20 protein-coding genes are annotated in these 23,251 nt (G+C 66.2%); 4 read left to right on the top strand and 16 right to left on the bottom strand.

What is annotated here, in order from left to right; translation table 11 throughout:
- Positions 1 to 14: 14 nt before the first annotated feature.
- From GOQ09_RS22680 to GOQ09_RS22700, 5 genes are read right to left on the bottom strand one after another with little or no spacing between them, the layout of a single operon-like run.
- The gene (locus tag GOQ09_RS22680; RefSeq protein WP_157615942.1) at positions 15 to 1,298 is read right to left on the bottom strand and encodes a dihydroorotase; all 1,284 of its coding nucleotides are present in this window, start codon (positions 1,296 to 1,298) and stop codon (positions 15 to 17) included.
- Positions 1,295 to 2,257 carry an aspartate carbamoyltransferase catalytic subunit gene (locus tag GOQ09_RS22685; protein ID WP_013543579.1) on the bottom strand — a complete coding sequence of 321 codons (963 nt, stop codon included), beginning with the start codon at positions 2,255 to 2,257 and terminating at the stop codon, positions 1,295 to 1,297. The genes GOQ09_RS22680 and GOQ09_RS22685 overlap by 4 nt, the downstream gene beginning before the upstream one ends.
- Positions 2,257 to 2,754 (bottom strand): bifunctional pyr operon transcriptional regulator/uracil phosphoribosyltransferase PyrR, encoded by a 498-nt coding sequence (gene pyrR / locus GOQ09_RS22690; RefSeq protein WP_157615944.1) that lies wholly within the window; start codon positions 2,752 to 2,754, stop codon positions 2,257 to 2,259. The genes GOQ09_RS22685 and pyrR overlap by 1 nt, the downstream gene beginning before the upstream one ends.
- Entirely contained in the window at positions 2,751 to 3,200 is a 450-nt protein-coding gene (gene ruvX / locus GOQ09_RS22695) for a Holliday junction resolvase RuvX (protein WP_157615946.1), read from the bottom strand. The genes pyrR and ruvX overlap by 4 nt, the downstream gene beginning before the upstream one ends.
- A complete protein-coding gene (locus GOQ09_RS22700; RefSeq protein WP_126749378.1) occupies positions 3,200 to 3,799 on the bottom strand; it encodes a YqgE/AlgH family protein in 600 nt (199 codons plus the stop codon). Before GOQ09_RS22700 ends, ruvX begins: the two co-directional genes overlap by 1 nt.
- On the opposite strand from GOQ09_RS22700, the gene GOQ09_RS22705 reads away from it, so the two are divergent.
- Positions 3,800 to 5,299, top strand: a complete 1,500-nt coding sequence (locus tag GOQ09_RS22705; RefSeq protein WP_157615948.1) for a cryptochrome/photolyase family protein — start codon at positions 3,800 to 3,802, stop codon at positions 5,297 to 5,299.
- A gap of 43 nt (positions 5,300 to 5,342) precedes the next feature.
- Here GOQ09_RS22705 and GOQ09_RS22710 read toward each other — a convergent pair whose 3' ends face one another.
- The 6 genes from GOQ09_RS22710 to GOQ09_RS22735 form a co-directional block, all read right to left on the bottom strand.
- Positions 5,343 to 11,393 carry a hybrid sensor histidine kinase/response regulator gene (locus tag GOQ09_RS22710; protein ID WP_157615950.1) on the bottom strand — a complete coding sequence of 2,017 codons (6,051 nt, stop codon included), beginning with the start codon at positions 11,391 to 11,393 and terminating at the stop codon, positions 5,343 to 5,345.
- 28 nt (positions 11,394 to 11,421) lie between these two features.
- Positions 11,422 to 13,740, bottom strand: a complete 2,319-nt coding sequence (locus tag GOQ09_RS22715) for a methyl-accepting chemotaxis protein (RefSeq protein WP_157615952.1) — start codon at positions 13,738 to 13,740, stop codon at positions 11,422 to 11,424.
- A 43-nt stretch (positions 13,741 to 13,783) separates the two neighbouring features.
- Positions 13,784 to 14,317, bottom strand: coding sequence for a chemotaxis protein CheW (locus GOQ09_RS22720; protein ID WP_157615954.1), 534 nt, complete (start codon positions 14,315 to 14,317; stop codon positions 13,784 to 13,786).
- Positions 14,318 to 14,336: 19 nt separating this feature from the next.
- The gene (locus GOQ09_RS22725) at positions 14,337 to 14,702 is read right to left on the bottom strand and encodes a response regulator (protein ID WP_126749383.1); all 366 of its coding nucleotides are present in this window, start codon (positions 14,700 to 14,702) and stop codon (positions 14,337 to 14,339) included.
- Positions 14,702 to 15,100, bottom strand: coding sequence for a response regulator (locus tag GOQ09_RS22730; protein ID WP_126749384.1), 399 nt, complete (start codon positions 15,098 to 15,100; stop codon positions 14,702 to 14,704). Before GOQ09_RS22730 ends, GOQ09_RS22725 begins: the two co-directional genes overlap by 1 nt.
- An 83-nt stretch (positions 15,101 to 15,183) precedes the next feature.
- A complete protein-coding gene (locus GOQ09_RS22735) occupies positions 15,184 to 15,354 on the bottom strand; it encodes a rubredoxin (RefSeq protein ID WP_007838397.1) in 171 nt (56 codons plus the stop codon).
- A gap of 111 nt (positions 15,355 to 15,465) precedes the next feature.
- Here GOQ09_RS22735 and thiD point away from each other — a divergent pair, with 111 nt between their 5' ends.
- Together thiD and hemL are read left to right on the top strand one after the other, a co-directional pair.
- A complete protein-coding gene (gene thiD, locus GOQ09_RS22740) occupies positions 15,466 to 16,431 on the top strand; it encodes a bifunctional hydroxymethylpyrimidine kinase/phosphomethylpyrimidine kinase (RefSeq protein ID WP_157615956.1) in 966 nt (321 codons plus the stop codon).
- Positions 16,431 to 17,726 (top strand): glutamate-1-semialdehyde 2,1-aminomutase, encoded by a 1,296-nt coding sequence (gene hemL / locus GOQ09_RS22745; protein WP_157615958.1) that lies wholly within the window; start codon positions 16,431 to 16,433, stop codon positions 17,724 to 17,726. Before thiD ends, hemL begins: the two co-directional genes overlap by 1 nt.
- Before the next feature lie 91 nt (positions 17,727 to 17,817).
- Here the strand turns inward: hemL and purH are convergent, their stop codons facing one another.
- The 3 genes from purH to dusB are packed head-to-tail and all read right to left on the bottom strand — an operon-like array spanning position 17,818 to position 20,759.
- The gene (gene purH, locus GOQ09_RS22750; protein WP_157615960.1) at positions 17,818 to 19,425 is read right to left on the bottom strand and encodes a bifunctional phosphoribosylaminoimidazolecarboxamide formyltransferase/IMP cyclohydrolase; all 1,608 of its coding nucleotides are present in this window, start codon (positions 19,423 to 19,425) and stop codon (positions 17,818 to 17,820) included.
- Between the two features lie 16 nt (positions 19,426 to 19,441).
- On the bottom strand, positions 19,442 to 19,678 hold the full coding sequence (locus GOQ09_RS22755) for a Fis family transcriptional regulator (RefSeq protein ID WP_007838304.1): 237 nt from the start codon (positions 19,676 to 19,678) through the stop codon (positions 19,442 to 19,444).
- A 22-nt stretch (positions 19,679 to 19,700) separates the two neighbouring features.
- Positions 19,701 to 20,759: a tRNA dihydrouridine synthase DusB gene (gene dusB, locus GOQ09_RS22760; RefSeq protein ID WP_157615962.1), complete on the bottom strand. Its 1,059-nt coding sequence runs from the start codon at positions 20,757 to 20,759 to the stop codon at positions 19,701 to 19,703.
- Between the two features lie 181 nt (positions 20,760 to 20,940).
- On the opposite strand from dusB, the gene GOQ09_RS22765 reads away from it, so the two are divergent.
- A complete protein-coding gene (locus tag GOQ09_RS22765) occupies positions 20,941 to 21,411 on the top strand; it encodes a YqaA family protein (RefSeq protein WP_157615964.1) in 471 nt (156 codons plus the stop codon).
- 16 nt (positions 21,412 to 21,427) lie between these two features.
- On the opposite strand, the gene GOQ09_RS22770 is transcribed toward GOQ09_RS22765, so the two are convergent.
- Positions 21,428 to 22,102 carry a glutathione S-transferase family protein gene (locus tag GOQ09_RS22770; protein ID WP_157615966.1) on the bottom strand — a complete coding sequence of 225 codons (675 nt, stop codon included), beginning with the start codon at positions 22,100 to 22,102 and terminating at the stop codon, positions 21,428 to 21,430.
- A 10-nt stretch (positions 22,103 to 22,112) separates the two neighbouring features.
- On the bottom strand, positions 22,113 to 23,204 hold the full coding sequence (gene ychF, locus GOQ09_RS22775) for a redox-regulated ATPase YchF (RefSeq protein ID WP_157615968.1): 1,092 nt from the start codon (positions 23,202 to 23,204) through the stop codon (positions 22,113 to 22,115).
- Positions 23,205 to 23,251: the final 47 nt, after the last annotated feature.

The raw sequence follows: 23,251 nt of genomic DNA on the forward strand, positions 1-23,251 counted from the left end.
CCTCTTTCTTCTCTTCAGCCGTGGACTATGCGGCCCGCAACCAGGGTGTGACGCGCTCGCCCTTGCAGCGGGTAGCCTGCAAAAGGCGTGTGCTTGCCCTGGCTCTTGAGCGCATCAGGCTGCACCTGCCATTCGAGGGCCGGATCGAACACGCACAGGTCGGCCACGCCACCCTCCGCCAAGCGGCCGATGCCGGTGCCCGCATCGGCGGCCGCCAGCAAACGCGCGGGCGCGGAGGTAACCACCTCCAGCGCGCGCGCAATGCCGGCGCCGCTGCGCTCGCCCCATTGCAGCGCCAGCGGGAGCAGCAGCTCGAGCCCGGTTGCGCCGGGTTCGGCCTCGGCAAAAGGCAGCGTCTTGGCGTCGGCCTCGACCGGCGTGTGGTCGGACACCAGCGCGTCGATGGTGCCGTCGGCCAGCGCGGCCGAGAGCGCATCGCGGTCGCCCTGCTGGCGCAGTGGCGGGTTCAGGCGCGCGCGGCTGTCGAAAAAGCCGATGTCCGTGTCGGCCAGGTGCAGCGAATTGATGCTCACGTCGCAGGTGAGCGGCAAGCCTTGCGCCTTGGCTTCGCGCACCAGCGCCACGCCGCGGGCGCTTGAGATGCGGCACAGGTGCACGCGCGCGCCGGTGCTCTTCATGAGCTCGATGATCGTGAAGATGGCAATGGTTTCCGCCGACACGGGCACGCCGGACAGGCCCAGCCGCGTGGCCAACGGGCCGCTCGCGGCCACACCCTTGCCCAGGTCGCGGTCCTGCGGGCGCAGCCACACGGTGTAGCCGAAGGTGCTTGCGTAGAGCAGCGCGCGCTGCAGCACCTGCGTGTCCGCAAGGGGTACGTCGGCCTGGCTGAAGCCGATGCAGCCGGCTTCGGTGAGCTCGGCCATCTCGGTGAGCACGCCGCCGGCCAGGCTGCGCGTGAGCGCGCCCAGCGGGAACAGGCGCGCGCCCTGCAGCTTCTCGGCGCGGAACTTGAGCATTTCGACCAGGCCGGGCTCGTCGAGCACGGGGTCGGTGTCGGGCGGGCACACGAGGCTGGTGACGCCGCCCGCAATGGCCGCGGCCATTTCGCTCTCGAGCATGCCCTCGTGCTCGTAGCCGGGCTCGCGCAGGCGCGCGGCCAGGTCGACGAGGCCGGGGGCGACGATGCAGCCCGCGGCATCGATGGTGCGCTCGGCCTTGAAGCCGGCCGGCACGCTGCCGATTCCGGCGATCTTGCCGTCGGCAATGGCGATGTCGGCTTTCTTGTCGGTGCCCGAAGCGGGGTCGACCACGCGGCCGTTGGTGATCAGTGTGTTCATGCTTCGTTACCTGCGACGATGCTCATGACGGCCATTCGCACCGCGATGCCGAAGGTGACTTGCGGAAGGATCACGCTCTGCTTGCCGTCGACCACGGCGGAGTCGATCTCGACACCGCGGTTGATCGGCCCCGGGTGCATCACGATTGCATCCGGCTTGGCCAGCTGCAGCTTCTCGGGTGTGAGGCCGTAGGTCTTGAAGAACTCCTGCGACGAGGGCAGCAGCGCGCCGCTCATGCGCTCGTTCTGCAGGCGCAGCATGATGATGACGTCGCAGTCCTTGATGCCTTCTTCGAGCGTGTGGCACACACGCACACCCATGCCGGCCATGTCGCCGGGCACCAGGGTCTTGGGGCCGACCACGCGCACTTCGGCGCAGCCCAGCGTGGTGAGCGCATGGATGTCGGAGCGCGCCACGCGCGAATGCAGCACGTCGCCGACGATGGCGACCGTGAGGTTGGCAAAGTCCTTCTTGTAGTGGCGGATCGTGTACATGTCGAGCAGCCCCTGCGTGGGATGCGCGTGGCGGCCGTCGCCGGCGTTCACCACGTGCACGTGCGGTGCCACATGCTGCGCAATGAGGTACGGCGCGCCCGACTCGCTGTGGCGCACCACGAACAGGTCCGCCGCCATCGCGCTCAGGTTGGCAATGGTGTCGAGCAGCGACTCGCCCTTGGTGGCCGAGGAGCGCGCGATGTCGAGGTTGATGACGTCGGCCGACAGGCGCTTGGCCGCGATCTCGAAGGTGGTGCGGGTGCGGGTGCTGTTCTCGAAGAACAGGTTGAACACGCTCTTGCCGCGCAACAGCGGCACCTTCTTCACCTCGCGGTCGCTCACGCTCGTGAAGTTGGCGGCGGTGTCCAGGATGTGCGTGACGATGTCCTTGGGCAGCCCCTCGATCGACAGCAGGTGGATCAGTTCGCCGTTCTTGTTGAGTTGCGGATTTCGCTTGTAGAGCATCAGCGGTTCTCCTCGACCTTGAGGCTGAAGGCGCCATCGTCTGCACGTGCGAGCGCGAGCAGCTGCGTGTCCGGCAGCGTGAGTTTCGCAGCCGCGAAATCGGCCGCCACCGGCAGCTCGCGCCCACCTCTGTCGACCAGCACCGCAAGCCGTACACAGGCCGGGCGGCCGAAGTCGAACAGCTCGTTGAGCACCGCGCGGATGGTGCGGCCGGTGTAGAGCACGTCGTCCAGCAGCAGCACGTCGGCGCCATTCACATCGAAGGGCAGCGCGGTCTGCGCGCTGGCCGAAAGGCCGCGGCGCGCGAAGTCGTCGCGGTGCATGGCCGACGAAATGACGCCTGGCGCGCCGGCAAGGCCCAGGTCTTTTTGCAGCCGCTCGACCAGCCAGGCGCCGCCGGAGGTAATACCCACCAGCTTTGTCTCTGTGCGCATCAGCGTTTTCACGCCGTTCAGCAGCTCCTTGTAGAGCGCTTCGGCATCGGGTATTGAACTCAAGGGAGGCTCCTCAAAAATTGTTCCAGGATGATGCAGGCGGAAGCGGCATCGGCGTCTCGTGCGCCCGAGGCCAGCGCCTCTGTGGTGCTGTAGCGCTCGTCGACCTCGAACACCTGGAGATTGAAACGGCCGCGCAGCTGGCGCGCGAACTTCTGCGCGCGGCGGGTGTTCTCGTGGGGGGCGCCGTCGGGGTGATACGGCACACCGACCACCAGCGCGTCGGGCTGCCATTCCTTGATGCGCGCCTCGACCTGCGCAAAGCGGGCATCGCCCTCGGCCTTGATGGTGGCCTGCGGCGTGGCGGCGCCCAGCAAGCGGTTTCCGCTCGCGACGCCAGTTCGCTTCAGGCCGAAGTCGAAGGCCAGGAAGCTCTGGAAATGGGAGGGAACGGCAACGGAAACAGGAGAAGCGGAGGGAACGGGAGCGTCTGGCATGGCAGCGGCCATCACGCGTGTCCCGCTTCCGGCGACAGTTTCCAGGCTTCCAGGCCCAGCAGCATCAGCGCCTTGTCGTAGCGCTGCTCGATGGGCGTGTCGAAGATCACGGCCGGATCGGCGCTCACGGTGAGCCAGCTGTTCTCGGCCAGTTCCGACTCGAGCTGGCCCTCACCCCAGGCCGAATAGCCCAGCGAAACCAGCACCTTGCGCGGTCCGGCGCCGGTAGCCAGGGCCTCCAGCACATCCTTGGAGGTGGTCATTTCAAGGCCGCCCGGAATGGTCATGGTCGAGGCATAGACCGACTCTTCGGGTTTTTCGGCATGCGAGAACACGGGCTCGTGCAGCACGAAGCCGCGCTCGGTTTGCACCGGGCCACCCTGGAAAACCGGCGCGTCGCCGAGTTCGGGGCGGGCCAGGTGGAGTTCGATCTTCTCGAACAGCACCTTGAGATTGATGTCGCTGGGCTTGTTGATCACAAGCCCGAGCGCACCGCGTTCGCTGTGCTCGCAGAGGTAGACGACGCTGCGGTTGAAAGTTTTATCTTCCATCCCCGGCATCGCTATCAAAAAGTGATGCGTGAGGTTCATCGGGGCAGAATCGGAAGCCATATGCCGCCGATTTTACTGGCCGTCGACAAGACCTATCCCAAAGGGCTCATGTGGTTTCGCCGCGACCTGCGCGTGGAGGACAACGCGGCGCTCTACCACGCCCTGCGGGCCTGCCGCCAGGTGGTGTGCGTTTTCGTGTTCGACCGGGCCATCCTGGACCCCCTTCCCCGCGCCGACCGGCGGGTGGAGTTCATCCGCGAGTCGCTCGTGGAGCTCGATGCCGAGCTGCGGGACCTGAGCGGCGGGCTGATCGTGCGCCATGCCGCCGCGGTCGACGAAATTCCGGCGCTCGCGCACGCGCTGGACGTGCAGGCCGTGTTCGCCAACCGGGACGACGAGCCCGACGCGCTGGCGCGCGATGCCCAGGTGCTCGGCGCGCTTGCCAATGCCGGCGTGGCTTTTCACACCTACAAGGATTCGACCGTCTTCGACCGCGACGAGGTGATGACCAAGACCGGCCAGCCCTACACGGTGTTCACGCCCTACAAGCGGGCCTGGCTGGCCAAGGTGGATTCGTTCTTTCTCAAGTCGTACCCGGTTCGGGCCTATGCCGACGCGCTGGCCGCCCCGCCCGAGGCCTGGCGCGCGCCGGTGCCCCCGCTCGAAGAAATCGGCTTTCGGCAAACCAACCTTTCCGAGCTGGAAATTCCCACGGGTACCCAGGGGGCGGCGGCGCTGTTCGAAGACTTTTTCCAGCGCATCGACCGCTACGACGCGGCGCGCAACTTTCCGGCGGTGCGGGGGCCCAGCTACCTGGGCGTGCACCTGCGCTTCGGCACGGTGTCGATCCGGCAGGTGGCGGGGGTGGCGCACCAGCTTTCGCTGCAGGGCGATGCCGGAGCGGCCACCTGGCTCAGCGAGCTGATCTGGCGGGAGTTCTACTTCCAGATCCTGGCGCACTTCCCGCACGTGCATTCGGGCGGCGAATCGAAGAGCTTTCGACCCGAGTACGACAGGATCCAGTGGCACCATGGCAAGCACGCCGACCAGCTGTTCGAAGCCTGGTGCCAGGGCCGCACCGGCTACCCGCTGGTGGACGCGGCCATGATGCAGATCAACCAGAGCGGCTACATGCACAACCGCCTGCGCATGGTGACGGCAAGCTTTCTCTGCAAGGACCTGGGGCTGGACTGGCGGCGCGGCGAGCGCTACTTTGCGCTGCACCTGAACGACTTCGAGCTGGCCTCGAACAACGGCGGCTGGCAGTGGGCAAGCTCCAGCGGCTGCGATGCGCAGCCTTACTTCCGCATCTTCAACCCCGTCACGCAGAGCGAGCGCTTCGATCCCGAGGGCAAGTTCATCCGCCGCTACCTGCCGCAGCTGGCGGGGCTGTCGGATGCCGCGATCCACTCGCCCTGGACGGCCTCGCCCGTGGAGCTGGAAGCGGCGGGCATCAAGCTCGGCGAGACCTATCCCAAGCCGGTGGTCGACCACGCCGAGGCGCGCGACAAAACGCTGCAGCGCTACGGCGCGGCGCGAGCAAAGGCGCTGCAAAAATAAAGGGGCCCGGCGGGCCCCTTTACTGGTCGAGCTCCGGAGAGCGTCAAGCCGCCGCGGCCAACGCCGGTTCGCTCGTGTACGCACGCACCAGGCGCAGCAGCTCGTCTTCCGAGTAGGGCTTGCCCAGGTAATGGTTCACGCCCAGCGTGCGTGCGTAGTCGCGGTGCTTCTCGGCAATGCGCGAGGTGATCATGATGATCGGCAGGCCGGCCATCGACTCGTCCGCACGGATGTTGCGGGCCAGGTCGAAGCCGTCCATGCGCGGCATCTCGATGTCGGACAGCACCACCGCCGGCCGCTCCTGCTGCAGGCGCTCGAGCGCCTGCAGGCCGTCGGCCGCGAGCGACACGCGGTAGCCTTCGCGCTGCAGCAGGCGCTGCGTCACGCGGCGCACGGTGATCGAATCGTCGACCACCAGCACCAGCGGAACCTGCGGCACCGGCGGAGCCAGCATCGGCAACGGCTCTTGCGGGGCGCCGTGGTCGGCTTCGGCCGAACCGGCCTGCGCGGACAAGGCCAGCGCGGCGGCCTGGCGCATGCGCGCCTGTTCGCCGTGCACCGCGGCCAGCGCCACCGGGTTGTAGATCAGCGCCACCGCGCCGGAAGCCAGCACCGAGATGCCGGCCAGACCCGGCAGGCGCGCGAGTTGCGGCCCGAGGTTCTTGACCACGACTTCCTGGTTGCCCAGCACTTCGTCCACGTGCAGGCCCACGCGCTGTGCCGCGCTTCGCACGATCACGACGGTGTTGTTCTTGCTGGTGGGATGCTCGCTGCGCGCCGAGGCCTGCAGCAGCGCGCCGGCCCAGTAGAACGGCACCTGTTCGCTGCCGAACGGATGGCTGTTGTGCAGGTAGGCGGCTTCGAGCTCGGTGCTGCTCACGCGCTGCACCAGCTCCACCAGGTTGGACGGCACGCCGATCGACACCTCGCCGGCACGCAGCATCACCACGTGCGTTACCGCGGTGGTGAGCGGCAGCACCAGCTTGAAGGTGGTGCCCTGCCCGGCCGTGCTGTGCGTTTCGATACGGCCGCCGAGCGCCGCGATTTGCGCGCGCACCACGTCCATGCCGATGCCGCGGCCGGCCAGTTCGGACACCTGTCCCGCCGTGGAGAAGCCGGGCTTGAAGATCAGCTCGGTAGCTTCTTCGGGCGACAGTTCCTGGCCGGCCTCGAGCAGGCCGAGGGTGCGGGCACGCTCGGCAATGCGCTTGTGGTCCAGGCCGGCGCCGTCGTCGCGGAAGCTCACCGAGACGTCGTTGCCTTCGTGGTGCAGGTCGATCACGATCAGGCCGTTGGCATCCTTGCCGGCCTTTTCGCGCGCCGCCGGGTCTTCGATGCCGTGCGCGACGCAATTGCGCAGCAGGTGCTCGAAGGCGGGCGTCATGCGGTCGAGCACGCCGCGGTCCATTTCGATGGAGCCGCCGACGATGTCCAGGCGCACCTGCTTGCCGGTGTCTTTCGACGCCTGGCGCACCACGCGGTAGAGGCGGTCGGAAATGCCTTCGAACTCCACCATGCGCGTACGCAGCAGGCCACGCTGCAGTTCACGCGTCTGGCGTGCCTGCACGCTCAGGTCGTCCTCCGTGGCCTGCACCGTCTTTTGCAGCGTGCGCTGCACGGTGGCCACGTCGTTCACCGACTCGGCCATCATCCGCGTGAGTTCCTGCACGCGGGTGAACCGGTCGAACTCGAGCGGGTCGAAGCTCTGCTGCGAATCCTTGGCTTGCGCCAGGCGGGACTGCATCTGGCTTTCGGCCTGCACTTCGATGTCGCGCAGTTGCTGGCGCAGGCGGTCCAGGTTGCCCGTCAGGTCGGACAGCGAACCGCGCAGCTGGCCCAGTTCGGCCTCGAGGCGCGAACGCGTGATGATGACCTCGCCGGTCTGCGCAACCAGGCGGTCGAGCAGCTGGGTGCGGATGCGGACGGCCTGGGTAGACGCGGTGCGCAGCGGAGCGAGCAGCGCCGGAGCCGGTCGCGGCAGGAGCGACGGCACCGCGGCGGTTTCCACGGCATCCGCGTTCTGGTCGCCGCCGGCAGCAATCTCGTCGTTGGCGGGCACGCCGGCTTCGGCGGCAACCTGCACCAGTTGAACGCCCGGCTGGGCAGCGGTTGCCGCCACCACGAGCTGGGCCACTTCGGCCTGGGTGGCATCGTCCGCCGCGCGCAGCGCGTCGAAGGTGGACTGCAGCGAATCGAGCCGCGTGAGCAGTTTTTCGATTTCGCCCCGGTCGGCACCGCCCTGGGTGCCCAGGACCTCGATCTCGGACTCCATGCGGTGCGCCCGCTCGCCGAGGCGCATGGCGCCGGCCAGCCGCGCACTGCCCTTGAGCGTGTGCAGCGTGCGCAGCACCGAGGCGCGGGGCGCGTTGTCGTCAGGGTGGTGCGCCCACTGGCGCAGCGCCTGGCCGAGCTGCGGCAGCAGTTCCGCAGCCTCTTCCTCGAAGATCGGGAACAGGTCGACGTCGACCGCATCGGCCACATCGATAGCGTCTTCGGAGTCGTCCAGCGCCACGTCGGCAACGCTGTCTGTGGCCACCATGTGCTGGAGCGGCCGCACGTCGGCACGGGCAGCAGCCTCGGGCGGCATGGGTGCGGCGGCAATGTCGCGCAGCGCCTGCAGCGTTCCTTCGGACGGCTCGCGCAGGAAGCCCACGGCAAACTGGTGCAGCAGCCGGCGCAGCTCATCCGCTGCGGCAACCAGCACCACGCCCTGCTCGCGCGTGCCGCTGCCCTGCATTTGCAGATGCTGCAACGCTGCTTCGAGCAGGCGGGCCATGCCCGAAAGGCTGTGGAAGCCGACCGTGGCCGAGCTGCCGGCCAGCGAATGCGCAAGCGCGACGGTCGAATCGGATAGGCGCTCGTGCGATTCGAGCGCCCACTCGCCGACTTCGGTGGCCAGTTGCCTGGACCATTCGTCGGCCTCGTTGAGGTAGACGTTGTAGAGCGCGATGCCGATGCGCAGCGGCCCGATGACCTTGACCTGGTCGTCGGCGCCGGAGGGAGCCGACGCTTCGGCGGTTTCCTGCGTCTCAGGTTCCGGTGCGGGCTGCGGCGCTTCTTCGGCAACTGCAACCGTGTCTGCAACCGCCGCCGGCGGCTCGACGGGCTCTGCCGCTGCCGCGGGCGTTTCGTCCACGGCTGCAGCGGGTTCTTCCGGCGCCAGCAGGAACGCCGGTTCGGTGATCGCCGGCTCTTCTTCCACCGGCTCGGCCACGGCAACGGCCACGGGCTCGCTCTCCTTGGCTGGCAAGGGCTCGGGAGTCCAGTCCAGGTCGGGCAGCGCCACCGGGGTCTGCAGCAGTTCGGGCGCGGCGACCGGTTCCGCGACCGGTTCGGCTGCGAACTGGGCGATAGACGGTGCGGGCTCCACCTTTTCGATCGCCAGGAAATCGAAATCTCCGCTGCCGTTCAGGACCTCGAAAGATTCTTCCGGGCTCGGCTTGGTTTCGAAGTCGAGGAAGTCGGTCGAAGCGAAGTCGTCGTCGGTTTCGTGCTTTGCGGATTGCTCCAGCACCTGCGGCGGCAATTCGAAATCGGCGGCGGGCGCGGGCGCGGAGGCTCGCGACGCGACGGGCGGCAGCTCCAGATCGGGCAGGCCGCGCAGTTCCGCAAGCTCGGGCAGCTCCGGCATCGGCAGGGGAGCAGCCACCGGCGGCTCCGCGGCAATATGGCGCGCGGCCACCGCAAGGGCATCCGCATCGATACGCGGGGGCGCCGTTGGCACGGGCTCGCCGGCCAGCAAGGCATTGGCCACGCGGCTGAAATGCGACGACTGCCAGCTGTGCTGGGCGCCCGAAGCAATGGCTTCGACCCATTCGCTGAATTCGCCGAGCGCGTTGCGGGTGGCGGAAAGCAGTTCGGGCGTGGCGTCGCGCTGGTCGGCCAGCCAGGTGTTGAGCACCTGCTCGAAGGACCAGGCGGCGTCGCCGAAGTCGGTCAAGCCGACCATGCGCGAGCTGCCCTTGAGCGTGTGGAACGCGCGGCGCAGAATGGTGAGTTCTTCGGTGTCGTCGGGGTGGCCGCCAAGTTCGTCGATGGCGGCCAAGCCGTTCTGCACCACTTCGCGGGCCTCGTCGAGGAAGATGTTCTGCAGGTCGTCTTCTTCGAGCTCGGTTACCTCGGTGTCGGGTAGCGCCGCGGGACCGGTGATCTTGTTCGTCCAGCTGTCGGCCTTGCGGCTGAATTCCTCGATGGGCGACACCTTCGCCTTGCGGTTGGGCGTGGCGAGCGCGGCCAGTTTCGAGGCGATCTGGGCATCGACTTCCTCGATGCTCAGCACGGCTTCGGCGCCCGCGGGCTTGCCGTCCGCCACCGCGGTATCGGCGGCATCGCTGTCGGCGGCCTGGCGGCCCATCAGCGGCTTGAGCTCACCGGCTTCGGCGTCGAACACGAACAGGCGCTTGGCCAGTGCGGGCTGGTAGCCCAGCATGTCGATCAGGAAGCCGAGCGCGCCCAGGTTGTTGCCCAGCGCATCGAAGCTGTGCATTTCCTCGACGGGCGATGCGTTGCCCACGAGCATCTGCTCGACGTCGTCGCGCATGCGCTGCACGGTGTGCGCGGCCTGCTCGAGACCCAGCACCGAGAACACACCGCGCATTTGCAGCAGTTGGCTCGGCACGGTGCGCAGCAGCGCCTTTTCGGCCGGGCGGCGGAAGTACTGGTCGAGCGATTTTTCAAGTTCGCTCAGGTGGCTGCGCAGCTCGTCGACCACGGTGCCCATGGTCTGGCGATCGCTCACGCGGCGATACAGGTCTTCCATCCAGGGCTCGAGCGGCTCCGAATGGCCGCCCGCGCGCACGCGCTCGATGCGGCCGGCCAGCTGCAGGGTGCGGGAGGTGAGCTGCGGGTCGCTCGGATCCAGGTCTTCGAGCGCGGCTTCCAGGTAGAGCACCGAGGTCGCGACTTCCATCGCGAGTTCGGTGTCCGGTGCCTGGCCCGTGCGCACAGACGCTTCGACCGCATGCGTCAGCGCTTCCACCATCGGCAGGCTCGGCGGATGCAGCTTCTGCAGGGATTCGCCCAGCTGCGCGAAGGTGTCGGCCACCTGGCGCGTACGGGTGACGTCGCCGCCCGAAAGCGCCGACCACATTTCCTTGGCGGTTTCGATGCGCTTGCGGGCTTGCGTGAGCACCAGCGGATCGAAGCGGCCGAACTGCTCGACGCTGTAGTTGATGTATGGCTCGCTCGCGACGCCCCAGGCGCTGCGCACGGTGCGCAGCGTGGCGGCGTCGTCGCGGCCTGTAGGCACGGCTTGCGCACAGAAGAAAAGCAGATCCTGGCCGAGCCGGTCGGACACGGTGTTGTCGCCGCGTGCCAGCGTGGCGTATTGCAGCAGCACGCGGGAAGCCGCGCGCTTGACGTACGAATCGGCCGGAATCAGCTCGAGCGCCAAAGCCTCGAAGAAGCCAGCGGCCAAGGTCCAGAAGCTCGCGACGCGGGGCAGCAGCGCGCCGCGCCCGAGCCCGAGGCACAGGGCGTGCAGCCGGCGCGCGGCCTGCGCGTCGCCGGTCTTGACCAGTTGCAGCACTTCCCGGTCGAGCCGCGAACGCACCGCCGGGTCATAGGCCAACGCTGCCTGGGTCAGCGCAGGACGGACTTCGACCCAGCGCCAGGCAATGCTCCACAGGTCCGCCGGGTGAACGCGCTCGTTGCCGACCAGTTCGAGCACGTCACGGTATTGGGGAAACAGCGCCACCGACGACACGGGCTTGCCGGCCAGCAACGCGTTGAGGAAATCGACGACGGCAAAGCCGGCGCGCTCGATCTTCAGGACCGCGCCCTCGGTGCAGCGCTGCGGTTCGGCAATGAAGCCCTGGACCGCGAATTCGATGGAGCCGAGCACCAGCGCCGGAGCGGTGTTGCCCACCATCTGCAAGGCACCGACGGATTGGTGCAGTTGCTGGCGAGCCATTTGCAGCGGGCCACTCTCGAGTTCCGAGGTATTGCCCACGTCGCGCACAAAGCGACGCAGCGACTTGGCAACGCTGTCGAGGGATTTCTGGATTTCTCCCAGAACCCAGGCCAGCGGCCCAAGGTCTTCGGTGGCCGGCACGTTGCCAGCGAGGGGGGCCGTGGCAGGGGTTTGAATCGACACGTTGGATGCTCGCCGTTCTTATCTCTTGTCAGGCAATTTTGAAACGGGCGACGGAGCGACGCAGTTCTTCGGCCATCTGCGAAAGCTCGCGCACCTGCTGGGCGGTGGTACGGGTACCTTCTCCGGTCTGCTCGGTCACCGCAAAAATGTGCTGGATGTTGGCAGCCACCACGTTGGCCGAATCGGCTTCACGGGAGGCGGATTGCGAAATCTGCTCGATCAGTTCTGCAAGGCGGCGCGACACGCGGTCAATCTCCGTCAGTGCGGTACCGGCATTGTCGGACAGCTTGGCCCCTTCGACCACACCCTGCGTGGAACGCTCCATGGCGCCCACCGCGTCCTGGGTGTCGGTCTGAATGGCCTTCACCAGCGCCGAAATCTGGCGCGTGGCGTCCGCGGAGCGTTCAGCCAGACGCTGCACTTCTTCCGCCACCACCGAGAAGCCGCGACCGGCTTCACCGGCCGATGCGGCCTGAATGGCGGCGTTCAGTGCCAGCACGTTCGTCTGTTCGGTAATGTCCGAGATCAGCTCGGTGATTTCACCGATCTCCTGCGAGGATTCGCCCAGGCGCTTGATCCGCTTGGAGGTTTCCTGGATCTGGTCGCGGATGGAGTTCATACCGCCGATGGCGTTCTGCACGGCCTGCAGGCCCGACGATGCGGCTTGCAGCGACTGGCGCGCCACCGTAGCGGACTCTTGCGCTTGCGAGGACACGCCGTTGATTCGCTCGGCCATGGTCAGCACCGACTGGCCGGTTTCGCGAATTTCGCGCAGCTGTTCGGTCGAGGCGGCGAGCAGTTCGGTCGAGGTGCTTTCCACCTGCGACGTCGTCTGCGCCACGCGGGTTGCCGTGTTCTGCACGTTGCCCACCAGCAGTCGCAGTTCTTCCACCGTGTAGTTCACCGAGTCGGCAATGGCGCCGGTGATGTCCTCGGTCACGGTGGCTTCCTGCGTCAGGTCGCCTTCGGCCACTGTCTGCAGTTCGTTCATCAGCCGAAGAATGGCGGCCTGGTTGGCGTTGTTGATGCGGCCGGCCTCGTCGCTGGCCTGTTCGGCCGCAAGACGTTCGCGTTCGGCGATGGCGGCGCGTTCGCGGCCTTCGCGCACCTGCACGAAACCGATGGCGCCGGCAAGAGCCAGGGCGGCCAGCGACAGCACGAACAGCAGCACGATCGTTCCGGCGCCCAGGCCGGTGCGTGCGGAGAGCTTGTCCTGCAGCTCGCCGAGCGATTTGCGCAGCGGTTCGCTGTCGGTCAGGATGGAAGCCTGCGCTTCGCGCGCGGCCACCAGGCCCTGCAGGTTGCCCAGAATGGCGGAGGCCTGCGTGCGCATCTGCTCGTAGGTCTTCAGGATGGCTTCGAGCTGCTGGCGCGTTTGCGGGTCTTTCGAGCCGGGGAAGCGCTGCTGCGCATTGCCGTCGAGCAGGCCGCGGGTGGTTTCCTGGAAGGTGTTCAGGTCCTTGCCGAGCAGGAACACGGCGTCCGGGTTCACGCCCTCGACCGTGAAGAACTCGTTGGTCGACTTGCCGATGCGCTGGGTCAGCATCACGAGCTGGCCGGCGGCGGAGATTTCAGGCAGCGTGGCGTTCTGCTGCATCTTCAGCGACGCGACGGTTTCCGTCATTTCGAGCAGCGCGGACGATTGCTGGTTGATGTCGCGCAAGGCGGCACCCACCTGGGTCAGGATCTGGCGCTGCGACAGCACGACCTTGGCGCTGGCGTCGGCACGGGCGACCAGCGGGTTGATCTTGGCCATGTCCTCGTCGTACTGGTTGCCCACGCGCTCGAGGCGCAGGGCATCGTCGCCGTTGGTCAGGCCCTGCACGCGGCGCGTGAGGTCGTCGGCGCTGTCCTTCACTTCGACGAACGCGGGCGCGCTGCCCACGAGAGCCTGCGAAATCGATTTGGCGAGACGCTGCGACTGCATCAGCGACTGGCCGGTGGCGGCCACCTGCTGCGCGAGGCGTTCGGCGCGAAGAATGGCGGAACCGGCTACCAGCAGCAGCAGCAACACCACCACGGCCAGCATGATCGCCAGGATCCGCTGCTGGCGTGCCGGCCTGGAGCCGGCTTTGGCGGCTGCGGCCTGCGCTTCGTCGAGCGGGCCTGCGCCCGCCTCGTTGGCTGCTTCGCTGGGAGGCAGCGCGCCGTCGGCAAAGCCGGTGGGCGCGGGCTCATCGGCGGTGCGGCCTTGCTTTCGGGCCAGCCGGACGGTCTTCTCGTCCAGTGCCTGCACCGTATCGACATCGTCGAGCGATAAGGTGGAACCGGAGCCGTCGACGCGGGCCTTTTCGTTGCCGCTGTTCGCGGGCAGTAATTTCTTGAACTTGTCGGCGATCGAGCTCACGGTCGGTCCTTCAGGGTGGTTGTCTTTGGGCTGTGCGAAAGCACTAGGCGCCAATACTCAAAAACTCGGGTTGCTGCGAAAGCGCCTGCAGGTTGATTTCCTGCCAGCGCTCACCCGCCGCATCGGTGTACAGATGCCCCAGCCACGCGGGTGCTTCTGCGCTTGGCGGCTCCGCGGCCGTGAAGGCCTCGGCGCCGCGCAACCCCGCCAGTCGGTCGACCAGCAATGCGCAGTTGACTTCGAGCAGCTCGTTGAGGGCAACGAGCCGCGATTGCATGCGGGCCGCCTCGGTGGAGGCCGGTCCGCTCGGAACGCCCGAGGCGAATGCCGACAGCTGCACCACGCCGAAGAGGCCGCCGCGCAGGTTGGCAACGCCAAGGAACCAGGGCTCCGTGTAGGGCACGGGCTGGGGGGGCGTCCAGGGGAAAATTTCGCCCGCGTGGCCGAGAGGAAAGAGGTACTTGCCCTCTCCCGCCTCGACCGCGAGCCACGTGGCGGCGACGCCAGTCGTGCGTGCGGCCTGCAGGCGGCTTGCAAGCCGGGACTGGAAGGCTCGGAGAGCGTCGCGATTCGCCATGGACTGAGTCGGCTCCAGCTCAGGCGAGCGCGGTGATCTTCGACATCAGGTCGGCCTCGTTGACCGGCTTCACGATGTAGTCGCGAGCGCCCTGGCGCATGCCCCAGACGCGATCGGTTTCCTGGTTCTTGCTGGTGCACAGGATGATCGGGATGGTGCCGTACTTCGGGTCGCGGGCAATCGCGCGCGTCAGCTGGAAGCCGTTCTGGCCGGGCATGACCACGTCCATGAGGATCAGGTCGGGCTGCTCTTCCTCCAGACGGCGCATGGCGTCGTCGGCGTTTTCAGCGGTCTTGACGGCAAAGCCGTTCTTGCGGAGCAGGTCTGACAGGAACACCAGTTCCGTCTTGGAGTCGTCGACGACGAGGATTTTTCGAATGGGCATTACTGCACTTCCTGTTGAACAATGCCAAACTGCTGCACGGCCTGCAGCAGCTGGTCTTTGGTGAAAGGTTTGGTCAGGTAGTCCTGCGACCCGACCATGCGGCCGCGAGCCTTGTCGAAGACGCCGTCTTTCGAGGAGAGCATCACGACCGGAACATTGGAGAATTGAGCGTTGCGCTTGATGATGGCGCAGGTCTGATAACCGTCCAGGCGGGGCATCAGGATGTCGCAGAAAATCAGATGCGGCTTGTGATCGTTGATTTTCGAGAGCGCGTCAAAGCCGTCTTCCGCAAGAAGAACCTCGTGCCCGCCCTGCTTCAGAAATATTTCGGCACTGCGCCGGATCGTATTGCTGTCATCGATGACAAGCACCTTGTAACCTGATCCATTCGGCCCCATTGCACACACTCCTGCTGAGATGAGACTTGGATGCCCGCCGCGCCGTACATCGACGCAAATCGCGTAGCCCTATGCCATGCTCTTCAGATTTCAACCATTTCGAAGTCTTCCTTGCGCGCACCGCACTCAGGACAGGTCCAGTTCATCGGAACATCAGCCCAGGCCGTGCCTGCCGCGATGCCGTCCTCCGGCACACCAACCGCTTCGTCATAGATCCACCCACAAATCAGGCACATCCAAGTTTTCGTATTCATCGGAGCTTAAAGTCCTTGTTCATTAAATGCAACGAGTGTATCTATGCGTATCTCACTGGCGGACGGTAAACGTCGCGCCTATGCCACCATCCAGGGGATTTTGCCCGGCGTATGACCATTTACTTACATCCAGCAGACAACGCCCGCAACCCGGGCGATCTTAACGACCCCTCGGCGGACGCCGAAGAGGTGGCCGAGCGCGACCTGAATCCGCCCTGCGTGCTGGTCTTCAACGCCAGCGACCCGAGCGGTGCCGGCGGCTTGGGCGCCGACGCCCTGGCCATGGCGTCGGTGGGCGCCCACATGCTTCCCGTAGTGACAGGGGCGTACGCCCGTGACACGGCGGAGATATTCGACCATTTCGCCTTCGACGAGGAGGCCGTGGCCGAGCAGGCGCGCGCCATCCTCGAGGACGTGGAAGTCCAGCTCATCAAGGTCGGCTTCGTGGGCAGCCCCGACACCCTGAGCACCATCGCCGAGACCGCCTCCGACTACCCCGAAGTGCCGCTGGTGGCCTATATGCCCAACCTGTCGTGGTGGGACGAGAACCTGATCGAGCCCTATCTGGACGCATTTCGGGAGTTACTTTTGCCGCAGGCCACAGTGTTGGTTGGAAACCACAGTACGCTGTGGCGGTGGCTGCTTCCCGACTGGAGCGGCGACCGTCCGCCCGGCGCGCGCGACATCGCCAAGGCTGCGGGGGAGTTCGGCGTGCCCTACACCCTGGTAACCGGCATGGTGCTGCCCGACCAGTTCATCGACAACGTGCTGGCCTCCCCGCAGTCAGTGCTCGCCAGCGAAAAGTACGAGCGGCTCGAAGCCGTTTTTGCCGGCGCGGGCGACACCCTGTCGGCCGCGCTGGCCGCCCTGCTCGCAAGCGGCACCGACCTGGTGGCTGCCACCAGCGAAGCCCTGGCCTACATGGACCGCTGCCTCGACGCGGGCTTCAGGCCCGGCATGGGCCACGTGCTGCCCGACCGCCTGTTCTGGGCCGAGCCCGAAGACGACGAAGACGACGGTGAAGACCCCGACGCATCCCCAGACTTTGCCCTGCCCCCTCACGACACCAGACATTGATGCCAAACGCTGACCAAAACGACATTCTTTTCGACCGCGCCCGCGCCGTCATTCCCGGCGGCGTCAATTCGCCCGTGCGCGCCTTCAAGGCCGTGGGCGGCACGCCGCGCTTCATCCGCCGTGCCGAAGGCGCCTACTTCTGGGACGCCAACGACAAGCGCTACATCGACTACATCGGATCGTGGGGGCCGATGATCCTGGGCCACGGCCATCCGGCCGTCGTCGAGGCGGTGCAGAAGGCCGTACTGGAAGGCTTTTCGTACGGCGCGCCGACCGAGCGCGAGATCGAACTGGCCGAAGCCATCCTCGCGCTGGTGCCGTCGATGGAGATGGTGCGGCTGGTGAGCTCGGGCACCGAAGCCGCCATGAGCGCGCTGCGCCTCGCGCGCGGCGCCACCGGCCGCAAGCACATCATCAAGTTCGAAGGCTGCTACCACGGCCATGCCGACGCGCTGCTGGTCAAGGCCGGTTCGGGCCTGGCCACCTTCGGCCACCCGACCTCGGCCGGCGTGCCGCCCGAGGTCACGCAGCACACGCTGGTGCTCGAGTACAACAACATCACGCAACTCGAAGAAGCCTTTGCGCTGCATGGCAACGACATCGCCTGCCTGATGATCGAGGCGATTGCCGGCAACATGAACTTCGTACGCGCCACGGCCGAATTTGCCAAGCGCTGCCGCGACCTGTGCACGCAGCACGGCGCGCTGCTGGTGTTCGACGAAGTGATGACCGGCTTTCGCGTGGGCCTGCACGGCGCGCAAGGCGTGCTGGGCATCACGCCCGACCTCACGGTGCTCGGCAAGGTCATCGGCGGCGGCATGCCGCTGGCGGCCTTCGGCGGCCCGCGCGCCATCATGGAGCAGCTTGCGCCGCTAGGCCCGGTCTACCAGGCCGGCACGCTCTCGGGCAATCCCGTTGCCACGGCCTGCGGATTGGCAACGCTGAAGGAAATCGCGAGGCCGGGCTTCTATGAAGCGCTGTCGAAGAAAACGCAATCGCTGGTCGAGGGCCTCAAGGCTGCCGCCGCGGCCGAAGGCCAGCCCTTCAACGCCGACAGCGAAGGCGGCATGTTCGGCTTCTTCCTCATGAACGAGCTGCCGCAGAACTACGCCACCGTAATGACCACCGACAACGCAAAGTTCAATGCGCTGTTCCATGGCCTGCTCGACCGCGGCGTGTACATCGCACCGGCTCTTTACGAAGCGGGCTTTGTGAGCGCCGCGCACAGCGACGACGACATCGCCGCCACGATCGAGGCCGCAAGGCAGATCTTCAAGGCCTCCGGGCCCCGTTAAGGCCGAACCTCCGGCCAAGAAAAAGCCGGGCTGCGCACGCCAGCAAAACGCTGGCGGTACAGCCCGGCCTTGCCCGAAGGGCGGTTGATGCTCAGTGACGGAAGTGGCGCACGCCCGAAAGCACCATGACCACGCCGCGCTCGTCGGCCGCGTCGATCACTTCCTGGTCGCGCATCGAACCGCCCGGCTGAATGACGCAGCTCGCACCGGCGTCGACCACCACGTCGAGGCCGTCGCGGAACGGGAAGAAGGCATCGCTCGCCACCGCCGTGTCCTTGAGCGACAGGCCCGCATGCTCGGCCTTGATGCTCGCGATGCGCGCCGAATCGAGGCGGCTCATCTGGCCCGCGCCCACGCCCATGGTCATGCCGCCGGCGCAAAACACGATGGCGTTGCTCTTCACATACTTGGCAACCTTCCATGCAAACAGCAGGTCTTGCAGCTGCTCGGGCGTGGGTTGCTTCTTCGTGACCACCTTGAGGTCGCTGGCCGCGAGCTCGTGGTTGTCGGCGGTCTGGATCAAGAGGCCCGAGCCGACGCGCTTCACGTCCATCGCGTTGCGGCCGTTGTCCCAGTCGGTGGCGCCACCCTTGGGCAGGGCGATTTCGAGCACGCGCACGTTGAGCTTGGCCTTGGTTGCCTGGAACACCTCGAGCGCCTCGGGCGTGTAGCCCGGTGCCATCAGCACTTCGACGAACTGCTTGTTAACGGCCTGCGCAGTGGCAAGGTCCACCGGGCGGTTGAAGGCGATGATGCCGCCGAAGGCCGAGGTCGGATCGGTCTTGAACGCCTTGCCGTAGGCCTCGAGCGCGTCCGCGCCCACGGCCACGCCGCACGGGTTGGCGTGCTTCACGATCACGCACGCGGGCACGTCGAAGCTCTTCACGCATTCCCATGCGGCGTCCGCATCGGCGATGTTGTTGTAGCTGAGCTCCTTGCCCTGCAATTGCTTCGCCGACACGAGCGAGCCCGGCGCCGGATACAGGTCGCGATAGAACGCGGCCTGCTGATGCGGGTTCTCGCCGTAGCGCAGGTCCTGCACCTTCACGAAGCGGCCGTTGCTTTGCGCAGGGAACAGCGAGCGCGTGGGCGAAGGCTGGCCGATGCTGGCCTCGAAGTCGATGGCCGAAAGATAGTCGCTGATGGCGCCGTCGTAGTCGGCGATGCGGTTGAACGCGGCCACCGAGAACGCGAACTTGGTCTTGTCGCTGAGCTTGCCGCCGGCCTGGAGCTCGGCCAGCGCCACGGGGTATTGCGAGGCGTCGGTCAGCACGCCCACGTCTTTCCAGTTCTTGGCCGCGCTGCGCACCATGGCCGGTCCGCCGATGTCGATGTTCTCGATGGCGTCTTCGAGCGTGCAGCCGGCCTTGGCCACTGTGGCTTCGAACGGATAGAGATTGACCACCAGCAGGTCGATGGTGTCGATGCCGTGTTCCTGGATGGCCGCCACGTGCGCGGGCAGGTCGCGGCGCGCCAGCAGGCCGCCGTGAATCTTGGGGTGCAGCGTCTTCACGCGGCCATCGAGCATTTCAGGAAAACCGGTGTGGTCGGCCACTTCGGTCACGGGCAGGCCGGCGTCGGCCAGCAGCTTGGCGGTGCCGCCGGTGGACAAGAGCTTGATGCCGAGTCCGTGCAGCGCTTGCGCGAATTCGAGGATGCCGGTTTTGTCGGAGACGGAGATGAGTGCGGTCTGGGCCATGGAATATGCCGTGTAGTTATTTCAAAAGTTTGTGTTCAACCAGCTTCTTGCGAAGCGTGTTGCGATTCAGGCCCAACCATTGCGCAGCCTTCGACTGGTTTCCCTCGGCGCGCGTCATCACGACATCGAGCAAGGGTTTCTCGACCACGCGCACGAGCATCTCGTACATGCCGTCGGGTTCGGTGCCGCGCAAATCGCGAAAGTAGCTGTCCAGACTGGTGCGAACGCAGTCCTCGATGTGTTTCTTGCTCATGCTTTTCTTCTCTTCTTCTCTCTCAATCAGCGGCGCAAGCCGCCTCCTCTTCACCGGACAGCTCTTCGGCCGCCTGGTGCACGGGCATGCGGTCCATGCGGTCCGCCAACCCGTCGAAATAATCGCCGACCGCACGCAGCTGCGCGGCGGAATCTTCGATGGTGTTCATCTGCGCGCGGAAGGCTTCGCCGTCCGCAAGCGTACGCACATACCAGCCGATGTGCTTGCGCGCAGTGCGCACGCCGCTGAACTCGCCGTAGAGCGCATAGTGCTCCACCAGATGATCGAGCAGCAAGCGGCGAACCTCTATGACGAGCGGGGGCGCAAGATGCGTACCCGTTGCAAGAAAGTGAGAAATCTCACGAAAGATCCACGGCCGGCCTTGCGCTGCACGGCCGATCATCACCGCATCGGCACCGGTGGCCGCGAGCACGTCGCGCGCCTTCTCCGGTGAATTGATGTCGCCGTTGGCCACCACGGGAATGCGCACCGCGGCCTTCACCGCGGCAATGGTGTCGTACTCGGCGCTGCCCTTGTAGCCCTGCTCGCGGGTACGGCCATGCACGGTGAGCATCTGCACGCCGGCCGATTCAAAATCGCGCGCGAGCCTCACCGCATTGCGGTGCTCCTGGCTCCAGCCGGTGCGCATCTTGAGCGTGACCGGCACGTTGAAAGGTTGCGCCGCATTCACCACCGCCTGCACGATCTCGCGCGCCAGCGGCTCGTCGCGCATCAACGCCGAGCCGGCCCACTTGTTGCAGACCTTCTTGGCCGGGCAGCCCATGTTGATGTCGATGATCTGCGCGCCACGCTCGATGTTGTAGACCGTGGCCTCGGCCATCATGGCCGCGTCGGTGCCGGCAATCTGAACCGCAATGGGGCCGGGCTCGCCGTCATGGTTGGCGCGGCGCGATGTCTTGAGCGTGTTCCACAGGTCTTTGCGCGAGGTCACCATCTCGCTGACCGCATAGCCCGCGCCAAGCTGGCGGCACAGCATGCGAAAAGGCCGGTCCGTCACGCCGGCCATCGGCGCGGCGAACAGGCGGTTTTCCAGCGTGTGGGTGCCGATCTGCAAGGTCATGGAGGAGAGAGCGTCGCGAGTTCGGCTGCTGAAAAATGAGGCACGATTGTAGCCACGCGCGATTTCGGCGACTGAAACGATTTGCGCCTGGGGTAGGGGCATAAAACCGGGCGGCTTCGGCGCTTTCTCCGACCCGTACAGGCAAGCGGGCTACCTATACTGCGTCGACTCATTTCACCTTATGCAAGCCTGGCTCGACGCTCTTCTGGCGCTACTCGCGCTTCCGCAATACGGACTCTCTACGCTGTTCATCGCGGCCTTCGTCTCGGCCACGCTGCTGCCGGTGGGTTCCGAGCCCATTCTTTTCGGCTTGCTCAAGCTCAACCCCGAACTGTTCTGGCCGGCGGTTCTGGTGGCGACGGCGGGCAACACGCTGGGCGGTGCGGTCGACTGGTGGATCGGCTACGGCGCGCACAAGGTCGCAGACAAATACTCGCACTCGAAACATCATGTGCGCGTATTGAGTTGGCTGGAGCGGCTCGGCCCCAAGGCCTGCCTCTTGAGCTGGCTGCCGATCGTCGGCGATCCGCTCTGCGCGGTGGCGGGTTGGCTCAAGCTGCCGTTCTGGCCATGCCTTGGATACATGGTGATCGGCAAATTCTTGCGCTACGTGTGCATGACGGTGGCGCTGCTCTACATCTTTCCGGGGTAGCCCCGGCGCACGCGCTTCAGCTCAACAGATCGTAGGGGCCGCCGCGTTCCAGCGCACGCCGGTAGGCCGGGCGCGCGTAGATGCGCTCCAGATAGGCCATGAGGCGGGGGCGCGTTGCATTCAGGCCGCCGCGCGCCTGCGAGGCTTCGACGGGAAAGCTCATCTGGATGTCGGCGCCCGTGAACTCATTGCCCGCAAACCATTCGCTCTTGCCGAGCTCGGCTTCCATGAAGTTCAGGTGGCTCTCGATGTTGGGCACGACGATGGCCGCCTTGGCCTTGCCCGAAATCATCTTCGCGACCGGCTTCACGAAGAAAGGCATCTTGCTGCGCTCGATCTTGTCGAACACCAGCTTCAGCAGCAGCGGCGACATGGCCGTGCCTTCTGCAAAGTGCAGCCAGTAGCGGTAGCGCAGCGCCTCTGCCGTGCCCGGCGCCGGCGCCAGTTGGCCGTTGCCGTAGCGCTCGATCACCGTCTCGATGATCGCGCCCGATTCCGCGAGCGTGAGCCCGTCGTCCGTCGTGACCACCGGCGACTTGCCCAGCGGATGAACGGCCCGCAGCGAAGCGGGCGCCAACATGGTCTTCGGATCGCGCTGGTAGTGAACGATCTCGTAAGGCAGCCCGAGTTCTTCGAGAAGCCACAGCACGCGCTGCGAGCGCGAGTTGTTCAGGTGATGGACGGTGAGCACGTGGCGAGCTTCACGAGCTGAAGAGGAAGTTCATCACGTCGCCGTCTTTCACGACGTATTCCTTGCCTTCCGAACGCATCTTGCCCGCGTCCTTCGCGCCCTGTTCGCCCTTGTAGGCGATGTAGTCCTCGAACGCGATGGTCTGGGCACGGATGTAGCCCTTTTCGAAGTCGCCGTGAATCACGCCCGCTGCCTGCGGACCGGTGTCGCCGATGTGGATGGTCCAGGCGCGCACTTCCTTCACGCCGGCGGTGAAGTAGGTCTGCAGGCCCAGCAGCTTGAAGGCCGCGCGAATCAGGCGGTTGAGGCCCGGCTCTTCCTGGCCGATTTCGGCAAGGAACATCTTCTTGTCTTCGTCGTCCATCTCGGCCAGGTCGGCTTCGATCTTGGCGCAGATGGCGACCACGGGAGCGCCCTGCTTGGCCGCGTACTCGCGCAGGCGGTCGAGGTACGGGTTGTTCTCGAAGCCGTCTTCGGCCACGTTGCCGACGAACATCGCGGGCTTGGCGGTGATGAGCGTGAAGCTCTTGACCAGCGGCTGCTCTTCCTTGGTGAACTCGAGCGCGCGCACCGGCGTGTTCTCGTTCAGCGCGGCCTGGCAGCGCTCGAGCAGGCCGACGAGCTTCTGCGCGTCCTTGTCGCCTGAGCGGGCCACCTTGGTGTGGCGGTGTAGCGCCTTCTCTACCGTGGCCAGGTCGGCCAGGCAGAGCTCGGTCTGGATCACTTCGATGTCGGAGATCGGGTCGACCTTGCCGGCCACGTGGATCACGTTCTCGTCGTCGAAGCAGCGCACCACGTTCACCGTGGCGTCGGTTTCGCGGATGTGCGCAAGAAACTTGTTGCCCAGGCCCTCGCCCGTGCTGGCGCCGGCCACCAGGCCGGCGATGTCGACGAACTCGACGATGGCGGGCACCACGCGCTCGGGCTTGACGATCTCGCTGAGCTGCGCGAGCCGCGGATCGGGCACTTCCACCACGCCCACGTTGGGCTCGATGGTGCAGAACGGATAGTTTTCCGCTGCGATACCGGCCTTGGTCAACGCATTGAAAAGGGTGGATTTACCGACGTTGGGCAGGCCGACGATGCCGCATTGCAAACTCATGGGGGGTCCTCTGGGTAACCCAGGATTTTAGGCGAGCCGGCTCAGCC

The organism is Variovorax paradoxus, from assembly GCF_009755665.1.
Lineage (GTDB): Bacteria > Pseudomonadota > Gammaproteobacteria > Burkholderiales > Burkholderiaceae_C > Variovorax > Variovorax paradoxus_G.

Coding starts and splice junctions, on each gene's coding strand:
- hemL (WP_157615958.1), top strand. CDS start 16,431: ATGCCAAACGCTGACCAAAACGACATTCTTTTCGACCGCGCCCGCGCC.
- GOQ09_RS22700 (WP_126749378.1), bottom strand. CDS start 3,799: ATGGCTTCCGATTCTGCCCCGATGAACCTCACGCATCACTTTTTGATA.
- GOQ09_RS22680 (WP_157615942.1), bottom strand. CDS start 1,298: ATGAACACACTGATCACCAACGGCCGCGTGGTCGACCCCGCTTCGGGC.
- GOQ09_RS22755 (WP_007838304.1), bottom strand. CDS start 19,678: ATGAGCAAGAAACACATCGAGGACTGCGTTCGCACCAGTCTGGACAGC.
- thiD (WP_157615956.1), top strand. CDS start 15,466: ATGACCATTTACTTACATCCAGCAGACAACGCCCGCAACCCGGGCGAT.
- dusB (WP_157615962.1), bottom strand. CDS start 20,759: ATGACCTTGCAGATCGGCACCCACACGCTGGAAAACCGCCTGTTCGCC.
- GOQ09_RS22705 (WP_157615948.1), top strand. CDS start 3,800: ATGCCGCCGATTTTACTGGCCGTCGACAAGACCTATCCCAAAGGGCTC.
- ruvX (WP_157615946.1), bottom strand. CDS start 3,200: ATGGCCGCTGCCATGCCAGACGCTCCCGTTCCCTCCGCTTCTCCTGTT.
- GOQ09_RS22765 (WP_157615964.1), top strand. CDS start 20,941: ATGCAAGCCTGGCTCGACGCTCTTCTGGCGCTACTCGCGCTTCCGCAA.
- GOQ09_RS22725 (WP_126749383.1), bottom strand. CDS start 14,702: ATGCCCATTCGAAAAATCCTCGTCGTCGACGACTCCAAGACGGAACTG.
- purH (WP_157615960.1), bottom strand. CDS start 19,425: ATGGCCCAGACCGCACTCATCTCCGTCTCCGACAAAACCGGCATCCTC.
- GOQ09_RS22685 (WP_013543579.1), bottom strand. CDS start 2,257: ATGCTCTACAAGCGAAATCCGCAACTCAACAAGAACGGCGAACTGATC.
- ychF (WP_157615968.1), bottom strand. CDS start 23,204: ATGAGTTTGCAATGCGGCATCGTCGGCCTGCCCAACGTCGGTAAATCC.
- GOQ09_RS22720 (WP_157615954.1), bottom strand. CDS start 14,317: ATGGCGAATCGCGACGCTCTCCGAGCCTTCCAGTCCCGGCTTGCAAGC.
- GOQ09_RS22735 (WP_007838397.1), bottom strand. CDS start 15,354: ATGAATACGAAAACTTGGATGTGCCTGATTTGTGGGTGGATCTATGAC.
- GOQ09_RS22730 (WP_126749384.1), bottom strand. CDS start 15,100: ATGGGGCCGAATGGATCAGGTTACAAGGTGCTTGTCATCGATGACAGC.